At 75.3% G+C, this 5,953-nt stretch carries 5 protein-coding genes; 2 read left to right on the forward strand and 3 right to left on the reverse strand.

From position 1 onward, the window contains the following. Positions 1 to 60 precede the first annotated feature (60 nt). Genes G3I53_RS24725 through G3I53_RS24735 form a run of 3 tightly spaced genes read right to left on the reverse strand, consistent with a single transcriptional unit; the run spans position 61 to position 2,983 of the window. Positions 61 to 882, reverse strand: coding sequence for a heme ABC transporter ATP-binding protein (locus G3I53_RS24725; protein WP_164438783.1), 822 nt, complete (start codon positions 880 to 882; stop codon positions 61 to 63). After that, positions 879 to 1,976, reverse strand: a complete 1,098-nt coding sequence (locus G3I53_RS24730; RefSeq protein ID WP_164337049.1) for an iron ABC transporter permease — start codon at positions 1,974 to 1,976, stop codon at positions 879 to 881. The genes G3I53_RS24725 and G3I53_RS24730 overlap by 4 nt, the downstream gene beginning before the upstream one ends. Then, entirely contained in the window at positions 1,973 to 2,983 is a 1,011-nt protein-coding gene (locus tag G3I53_RS24735; protein WP_203592278.1) for an ABC transporter substrate-binding protein, read from the reverse strand. The genes G3I53_RS24730 and G3I53_RS24735 overlap by 4 nt, the downstream gene beginning before the upstream one ends. A gap of 111 nt (positions 2,984 to 3,094) precedes the next feature. Between G3I53_RS24735 and G3I53_RS24740 the strand changes: the two genes are divergently transcribed. Together G3I53_RS24740 and G3I53_RS24745 are read left to right on the forward strand one after the other, a co-directional pair. Next, a complete protein-coding gene (locus G3I53_RS24740; protein ID WP_164438784.1) occupies positions 3,095 to 4,501 on the forward strand; it encodes an HtaA domain-containing protein in 1,407 nt (468 codons plus the stop codon). A gap of 32 nt (positions 4,502 to 4,533) precedes the next feature. Further along, a partial coding sequence (locus G3I53_RS24745; protein WP_164438785.1) for an HtaA domain-containing protein occupies positions 4,534 to 5,953 on the forward strand: 1,420 nt, incomplete at its 3' end.

The following is a 5,953-nucleotide window of genomic DNA, read 5'->3' on the forward strand; positions in this document are numbered from 1 at the left end:
CCCCGCCGCCCGGGAGCCGCAGTCCCGCCGCCGTGAGCCCCGGCCGGGCTGCGGCGGGCGTCACCCGTCGCGGGCCGGGAGGACCAGGACCGCGCCGGTGCGCGGGTGCGGGAACACCTCGACCCGCTGGTCGTACACCCGTGACAGGAGTGGCCCGGTGAAGACGTCGGACGGGGGGCCGTCCGCCGCCACCCGGCCGTCGCACAGCACCGCCACCCGGTGCGCGTAGGCCGCGGCGAGCCCGAGGTCGTGGAGCACCACGACGACCGCGTCACCGGCCAGGGCCCGTTCCCGGCACAGCCGCAGCACCAATTCCTGGTGCCGGATGTCCAGCGCGGCGGTCGGCTCGTCCAGCAGCAGCACCGGGGCGTGCTGCGCCAGCACCCGGGCCAGCGCGACCCGGGCCCGCTCGCCGCCGCTGAGCGCGGAGAACGGGCGGGCGGCGAAGGCGGTCACCTCGGTCGCGGCCATCGCGTCGGCGACGGCCGCGTCGTCCTCGCCGGGGCCGGCGCCGGTCCAGGGCGCCCGGCCCATCCGGACCACCTCCTCCACCGTGAACGGGAAGGAGAGGGAAGCGGATTGGGGGAGTACGGCCCGGCGCAGCGCGAGATCGGGCGCCGGCCAGCCGGACGCCGGGCGGCCGTGGATCCGCACGGTCCCCGCCGTGGGCGCGAGGTCGGCGGCGAGGACGCTCAACAGGGTGGACTTGCCTGCCCCGTTGGGGCCGACGAGGGCGAGCACCTCACCGGCCCGGGCGGTGACGTCGACGCCCGCGAGGACGTCCCGGCCGGCCAGCCGGACGGCCACCCGCTCGGCCTCGACGAGGACGTCGCCCGGCTCCGCGGGCGGCGGCGGTACGGGACGGTGACGCAGCCGGATCATGCCCAGCCTCCCTGCTTGCGGCGGGTGCGGCGCAGCAGCCAGAAGAAGAACGGGCTGCCGATCAGCGCCGTGAGCACACCGAGCGGCAGCTCGGCGGGCTCGGCGACGGTACGGGCGGTCAGGTCGGCGGCCAGCAGCACCAGCGCGCCGAGCAGCGCACTGCCCGGCAGCAGGAAGCGGTGCCCGGGCCCGGCGGCCATCCGCAGCAGGTGCGGGACGACCAGGCCGACGAAGCCGATGATGCCGGAGACGCTCACCGCGGCCGCCGTCAGCAGCGCGATGACCAGGACGAGCACGATGCGCAGCCGCTCCACGTCCACGCCCAGGTGCCGGGCGGGCCGTTCGCCCAGCGCCAGCAGGTCCAGCCGGCGCGCGTACAGGGGGGCCACGGCCAGGCCGAGGAGCGCGCACGGCAGGACGGCGAGCACCTTCGGCCAGGTCGCCTGGGACAGCGAGCCGAGCTGCCAGAAGGTGATCTGGTTGACGGCCGCGGTGTCCGCGAAGAACAGGAACAGGCCGATGAGGGCGCCCGCGAAGGCGTTCACCGCGATGCCGGTGAGGATGAGGGTGACCACCTCGGTCCGGCCGCCCGCGCGGGACATCACGTACACCAGCAGGACGGTGACCAGGCCCGCGGCGAAGGCGAGCACCGACACCGTCCAGGTGCCGAGGAAGTTCAGCCCCAGCGCGATCGCGGCGACCGCGCCGACGGCCGCCCCGGAGGACACCCCGATGACGCCGGGTTCGGCGAGCGGGTTGCCGAACACGCCCTGCATCAGGGCGCCGGCGCAGCCCAGCGAGGCGCCGACGAGCAGCGCGAGCACGATGCGCGGGAAGCGGACGTTCCACAGCACGGACTCGGCGACCCGGTCCAGTGCGCCGCCGCCGAGGCCCATGCGGTGCTGCACCGAGGCGAGGACGTCGCCGACGGGCACGGGGTAGGCGCCCGTACCGGCGGCGACCGGCACCAGGACGAGGAGCGCGACGACGAGTCCGGCGGTCAGTAGCCAGGCCGTGGTGCGGCGTCGGCGGCCCGTGGCCGTGGGGGAGGGGGCGGGGCCCGGCTTCGGGACGGTCTTCTCCAGGACGCTCACGCGGCACCGCCGCCGGCGTACAGCTGCTCCACGACCGAGGTGAGCACCTGGTCGGTGCGCGGACCGTAGTTGAGCAGGATCCCGTCCGGGACGGAGACGACGCGCCGGTCCATCCCGGCGGGGGTCTGCGCCACCCCGGGGATCTCGACCAGCCCGTCGACGCCGCCGACGGACTCCAGGCCCTTCTCCATCACGAGGATCGCGTCCGGGGCCGCCTTGACGAGGGCCTCGCTGGTGATGGCGGTGAAGTCCTTCTCCAGTCCGGAAGCGGCCCCCGCGTCGACGGCTCCGGCCGCCTCGATCAGCGAGGTGGCGCCGGAGCCCCTGCCGCCGATGAGGTAGACGGAGGCGGAGCCGCGCAGGTAGAGGAACGCGACGCGCGGGCGCGGCCGTTCGCCGGGGACGGTGCCGGTGACGGCGGCGATGCGCTGCTCGGTGCGGCGGGTGAGCTTCTGTCCGGCGGCCGGTACGCCGAGCGCCTTCGCGACGGCTTCGATGCGCGGGCCCACGTCGTCGAGCCCGGCCGCCGGGCCGACGACGAGGACGGGTATGCCGGCCGCGCGGATCTGGTCCATGGCCTCGGCGGGGCCGCTGGTGGCCTCCGCGAGCACCAGGTCGGGCCGCAGCGACAGCACGCTCTCCGCGGAGACGTCGTGGCCGCGGGTGACCACGGGCAGCTTCCCGGCCTGGGCGAAGGTGGCGGTGACGTCGCGGGCGACGACCCGGTCGCCGAGGCCGAGGGTGAACACGATCTCGCTGAGGCTGCCCGAGAGCGGCACCAGCCGCTCCGCCTGGTCCACCGTCACCTTCCGGCCGTCCGCGGAGCGGACGGTGACCGGGAGGTCGGGGGCCGGGGTGTCCGCGAGCGGTTCGACGCGGTCGGCGGCCGGGCTCGCGGAACTCCCGCCGGAGGAGGGCGTGGCGGCCCCGGGGGGTCCGCCGCAGGCGGCCGTGGTGAGGGTGAGGGCGAGCACGGACAGCAGTGCTCCCGCCAGTCGGGTGCGCAAGCGTCGCACGGTTCCGTCCGTTCCTTCCGTCCACTGTCGATGTTGACCGGTCGTAGCTTAGGTTAGCCTTACCTTCATTCGCTACCGGTCGTCGTCTCCGGAGGACCTGCCATGCCCATCCGCCCACGCGCTCTCCTGACCGTGCTGTGCGCCGCCGTCCTCGGGGCGCTCCTGCCGGCCGCCACCGCGCACGCCGAGAGCCGCACCGTGCAGGGCGGCCGCCTGGACTGGGGCATCAAGTCGTCCTTCCAGAGCTACGTCACCGGGCCCGTCGCCAAGGGCGGTTACTCCCTGACCGGCGGCGCGGCCACGGTCGGCGGCAGCGGCTTCCGCTTCCACTCGGCGACCGGCAGCTACGACGGCGACACCGGCACCTTCCGCGCCGCCTTCTCCGGCGGGGTGCGCTTCGTCGGCCACCGCACGGCGGGCGGCGCGCACCAGCTCGACCTCACCCTCAGCCGTCCCACCGTGAGCATCTCCGGCTCCTCCGGCACGCTCTACGTGGACGTCGTCAGCAAGGCGAGGGGCACCGGGGCGGTCACGACGTCCCGTCAGGTGCCCTTCGCCTCCCTCTCCCTGGGTGGGATCGACATGCGGGGCGGCGGCACCTCCGTGGTCCTGAACAACCTCCCCGCCACCCTCACCGCCCAGGGCGCCCGCTCCTTCGCCGGGTACTACACCGCCGGCACCGCACTGGACCCGGTCAGCCTCGCGGCCGACGTGCAACGGCCCGCGGCGAAGCAGCCGTCCACCCCGCCCGCCTCGAAGACGCCCCGCGCCACGGCAGACGCCCCCGAGGGCAGGCTGCGCGACGGCGCCGTCGACTGGGGCGTGCGCCGCACCTTCCGCGAGTACGTCACCGGCGACATCGCGCGCGGCAGGTGGACCCTGTCCTCCGGCGCTCTCGACGGCGGCGCCCTCTACCGCTTCCCCGGCGGCTCCGGAACCTACCGCGACGGCGACCTGACCGCCGCCTTCGACGGCACCGTCCGGTTCACCGGCGAGCAGGGCCTCGACCTCGCCCTCAGCGCCGTCCGCGTCACCGTCGAGGACGGCCGCGGCACCCTCTACGCCGACGTCACGAGCCCGGAGCGCACCGGGAAGAAGGTCCCGCTGGTCACCTTCGCCGCCAAGCAACTCAAGCCCCGCAAGGGCCTGGTCACGGTGACCGAGGCACCGGCGAAGCTCACCGCCGAGGGCGCCGAGTCCTTCGGCGGGATGTACCCGAAGGGCACCGCGATGGACCCGGTGTCCCTGGCCGTCGCCCTCACCGACGACGCCGAACTGCCCGCGCTGCCCGACCTCGGCAGCACCGCCCCCTCGCCGTCCCCGTCCCCCTCCGTCACCGACGGCCCCTCCGCCGAACCCGTGGCCCGGGCGGCCCGGGACGACGAGGGCCTGCCCGTCCTGCCCCTGACCCTTGCCGCCGGATCCCTGCTGGTGCTGGCCGCGGGAGCCGCGGTCGCCGTCCGCAGGCGCCGCGCCCGCCCGGCCGCGGACACCCCGCAGGCCGACTGACACCCCGAACCCCGACGAGGAGACACCCGACCATGCCCGCCAGACGCCGCCGCTCCACCGCCCTCGCCGCCGCCGTGGCCACGGCCACCGCCCTCGGCGCCACCGCCCTGACCGGCGCACCCGCCGCCTCGGCCGCCGAAAGCCCGCTCACCGGTTACGAGTTGACCTGGGGCATCAAGGACAGCTACCGCTCCTACGTCACCGGCATGGCGAAGGGCACCTTCACGCCCACCGGTGGTGCCGTCCAGGCCGACGGCAACGGCGCCTTCACCTTCACGGAGGGCACCGGCAGCTACGACTCCACCGGCCATACGGTCTCGCTCGGCTTCCGGGGCAGCCTCCGGATCGTCTCCGAGGCGCACCGCTTCGACCTCACCCTGTCCGACATCAGGTTCGACAGCGGGGACGCCGAGATCACCGCGGACGTGACCCGCGACGGCACGACGACCGACGACGTCCCGCTCGCCAAAGTCACCGTGACCCGCGGCATGAAGGACATGGCGACCGAGCTGACGAAGGAGGCCGGCGAGGTCCTCGGCAGCGCGAGCTACGAGGGCGCGGCGGGCGACCCGCTGACGGTGCTTCAGACGACGAAGCCGTCCCCCACGCCCGACCCGGAGCCGACGGACGAGCCGACCGGCGAGCCCACGGCCCAGCCGACCGGCAGGCCCACGGCCGACCCGACGGGCAAGTCGTCGGAGAAGCCCACCGGCCAGCCGACCGGCAAGCCCACGGACCAGCCGGCCGGCAAGCCCACCACTCCCGGTGAGCCGGCCGCGCCCGCCACCCGGGGGCAGATAGCCGACGGCACCCTCGGCTGGGGCGTGAAGGACTCCTTCCGCGCCTACGTGATGGGCCCGGTCGCCAAGGGCAGGGTCACCGTCTCCGCGGGCGCCAAGCAGGCCGCCGGAAACGGCGCCTTCACCTTCCCGGACGCGTCCGGCACCTACGACACCGAGGCGGGCAGCCTCACGGCCGCCTTCAAGGGCGCGGTCAACTTCAAGGGCCACGAGTCCGACGGCACCCACGGCCTCGACCTCACCCTGACCGACCTCAGGGCCACCCTGAAGGGCGGCTCCGGCACGCTCACCGCCGACGTCACCAGCCTCGGCACGACGTCCCAGGACGTGGTCCTGGCCGAGCTGAAGGCCAAGTCGCCCCGGCTGACCGCCAAGAGCGACGTCATCACCGTCAACGGCATCGCGGCCACCCTCACCAAGGCCGGCGCCACCGCCTTCGGCGACTTCTACACCGCCGGCACGGCGCTGGACCCGGTCGGCCTGTCCGTCGCCCTGAAGGACGGCGCGGCTCTGCCCGGCGGCAGCGGTTCGGGCGGCGGCACGGCGGGCTCCGGTACTGCCGGCTCCGGGTCGGGCTCCGCGGGGGGTCCCGGCCCCAGCGGTTCCACGACCGGCGGCGCGGGCGCGACGGGCGACCTGACCGGCGGCCTCG

It is taken from the genome of Streptomyces sp. SID14436, from assembly GCF_010548465.1.
Taxonomy (GTDB): domain Bacteria; phylum Actinomycetota; class Actinomycetes; order Streptomycetales; family Streptomycetaceae; genus Streptomyces.

What these genes read in the sequence shown, in the direction of transcription:
- G3I53_RS24725 (WP_164438783.1), bottom strand. Translation starts at nt 882, where the DNA reads ATGATCCGGCTGCGTCACCGTCCCGTACCGCCGCCGCCCGCGGAGCCG.
- G3I53_RS24740 (WP_164438784.1), top strand. Translation starts at nt 3,095, where the DNA reads ATGCCCATCCGCCCACGCGCTCTCCTGACCGTGCTGTGCGCCGCCGTC.